General features: G+C 64.4%; 2 protein-coding genes and 1 pseudogene. 2 read left to right on the forward strand and 1 reads right to left on the reverse strand.

From position 1 onward, the window contains the following. Positions 1 to 202: glycine cleavage T C-terminal barrel domain-containing protein (locus FJ980_RS33210; RefSeq protein ID WP_281406363.1), on the forward strand; the 202-nt coding region annotated here is incomplete at its 5' end. Here FJ980_RS33210 and FJ980_RS33215 read toward each other — a convergent pair. Continuing rightward, a complete protein-coding gene (locus FJ980_RS33215; protein ID WP_181181412.1) occupies positions 203 to 835 on the reverse strand; it encodes a class I SAM-dependent methyltransferase in 633 nt (210 codons plus the stop codon). It lies immediately after the preceding gene. 103 nt (positions 836 to 938) lie between these two features. Between FJ980_RS33215 and FJ980_RS33220 the strand changes: the two are divergent. After that, a pseudogene (locus FJ980_RS33220) lies at positions 939 to 1,138 on the forward strand (LPS biosynthesis choline kinase); the annotation flags it as partial.

A 1,138-nucleotide genomic window follows, 5' to 3' on the forward strand; every position in this document is an offset into this window, starting at 1 on the left:
GGTCGGCTATCTCAGCAGCGGCGGCTATGGCTACACGGTGGAGAAGAACATCGGCTACGGCTATGTGCGCAATGCCGGCGGGGTGAGCGACGATTTTCTCGCCTCGGGCTACTATGAGCTGGTCGTGGCTATGCAGCGCACGCCGGCAAAGATCCATCTCGAGCCGATGTATGATCCGGCGGGCACCAGGATCAAAGCCTGATCAGTTCACACGCAAGGCGAGGCAGCGGCTGGGCACCGTGTCGGCCTCGCCCGGCATCGAGACGTACGGGCGCGTTTCCTCGATGCGGGTGACCAGCCCCTGCGCCTCCAGCTCCGCGACCCGCGCGTTAAAGCCCAGATCCCAGATCGTGTTCTTGACCGTCAGCACGATCACGCCGCCCGGCCGGCAGATGCGGATCAGTTCGTCCAGCCCTTCGGCACCGACATGGCCCGAGGTAAAGACGCCGGCCGAGATCACCCCGGCATAGGCATTGTCGGCAAAGGGCAGCGGCCCGCCAAGCGCCAGGCAATGCAGGGCCGAATAGACGCCCTTGCGCGCGGCCTGATCCAGCATGCCTTGCGAGATGTCGAGCGCCTCGACCTTCGGATAGCCGGCAATGTCCAGCCATTCGCCGATGAGCCCGGTGCCGGCCCCGGCATCGAGCAGCGGGGCCGAGCCACGCGGCAGATGCCTTGCCAGCAAGGCCAGGCAGATGGTGGGATGGCGATAGCCGGCGGCCGACATGTCGCTGTCGTAGGTCTGCGACCAACGGTCATAGAGCGCCGCCACTTCTTCCGGGCGCTTGGCCGCGTAGGCAGCGCCAAGCGCGCCCTTATGCTTGCTGTCGGTCACTTTCGTCCTGTCCGCCATGCCTAAATTGGTCTCGCACGGATGATAGCCAAAGCACGAATTTTGTGGAACCGTCTCTGCGACAAATAACAGCGGGGGAGCGGGCATGACAATGGACGAGGCACGGACAAAACTTGCCGCCATTCCCATGCTGGCCGGCTATAACGGGACGCTGGAGCGGCTTGGCGGCCTCACCAACCTGGTTTTCAGGGCCGGGGACTTCTGCCTGCGCATTCCAGGCAAAGGCACCGAGGAATATATCAACCGCGCCAATGAGGCGGTGGCGGCGCGCGAGGCGGCTAAGGC

Origin of the sequence: Mesorhizobium sp. B1-1-5, assembly GCF_006443065.1 — a bacterium.
Lineage (GTDB): Bacteria > Pseudomonadota > Alphaproteobacteria > Rhizobiales > Rhizobiaceae > Mesorhizobium.